Origin of the sequence: Micromonospora sp. CV4 (assembly GCF_003667455.1) — a bacterium.
GTDB lineage: Bacteria > Actinomycetota > Actinomycetes > Mycobacteriales > Micromonosporaceae > Micromonospora.
Genome location: NZ_RCVI01000320.1, coordinates 1 through 1170 on the forward strand (window position 1 = coordinate 1; position 1170 = coordinate 1170).

The 1170-nt window shown below is 75.6% G+C and carries 1 protein-coding gene; it reads right to left on the bottom strand.

What is annotated here, in order from left to right; genetic code table 11:
- Positions 1 to 3 precede the first annotated feature (3 nt).
- Positions 4 to 1086, bottom strand: a complete 1083-nt coding sequence (locus tag EAD98_RS22710) for a polyprenyl synthetase family protein (RefSeq protein WP_121656043.1) — start codon at positions 1084 to 1086, stop codon at positions 4 to 6.
- Between the last annotated feature and the right edge of the window lie 84 nt (positions 1087 to 1170).

Sequence of the window (1170 nt, forward strand, 5' to 3'; positions counted from 1 at the left end):
GGGTCAGTCGGCGCGGCGGGTGGCGGCTATCGCCAGGTCGACCAGGGCCTGGCGGGCCTCGGTGTCGAGGTCGACGGCGGCCAGCGCCGCCAGCGCCGCGTCGGTGAGCGTGACGATCCGCTGCTCGGTACGGGCCAGCGCCCCGCTCGCGGAGATCAGCTCGCGCAGCTGGGTCACCCCCTGCTCGTCGAGCCCGGGGTCGCCGAGCCGGCTGAGCAGAAGCTCCCGCCCAGCGTCGTCGGTGGCCTCCACGGCCGCCGCCACCAGGTACGTGCGCTTGCCCTCCCGCAGGTCGTCCCCGGCCGGCTTACCGGTCTGCGCCGGGTCGCCGAAGACCCCCAGCACGTCGTCGCGGAGCTGGAACGCCTCGCCCAGCGGCAGCCCGTACGCCGAGTAGGCCGTCCGCACGTCCGCCGTCGCGTCCGCCAGCGCGGCGCCGAGCAGCAGCGGCCGCTCGACCGTGTACTTCGCCGACTTGTACCGGGCGACCTTGCTGGCCCGCTCCACCGAGGTGTCCCCGGTGACCTGGGTCAGCACGTCGAGGTACTGCCCGACGGTGACCTCGGTGCGCATCTCGTCGAAGACCGGCCGGGCCCGGGCCACCGCCCGCAGGTCCAGCCCGGCGGAGTGCAGCAACTCGTCGGACCAGACCAGGCAGAGATCGCCGAGCAGGATCGCCGCCGCGTCGCCGAACCCGTCCGGGTCTCCGCCCCAGCCGGCCGCCCGGTGCCGGGCCGCGAACCGCCGGTGCACCGCCGGCTCGCCACGGCGGGTGTCGGAGCGATCCATCAGGTCGTCATGGATCAGGGCGCTGGCCTGCACGAATTCCAGCGCGGCCAGGGCGGTGAGCACCTGGTCGCCGTCCACCCCGCCGGCGCCCCGGAACCCCCAGTACGCGAAGGCCGGCCGCAACCGCTTGCCGCCGCCGAGCACGAACGCCTCGATCGCCTCCGCCACCGGAACCAGGGCGTCGTCGACGTCGGTCAACCGGGCCCGCTGGCCGGCCAGGAACTCGGTGAGGGCCTTGTCGACCCGTTGCCGCAGGCCGGCACGGTCGACGGGAGACACGGGAGCTGCGTGGGTCACGCCACGACGCTAGCCGGTCGCCGCGTACCCCGCTCCACCGCCACGCGTCGTCCCGCCGGCCCGCGCGCCGGTGCGGCCCCGACC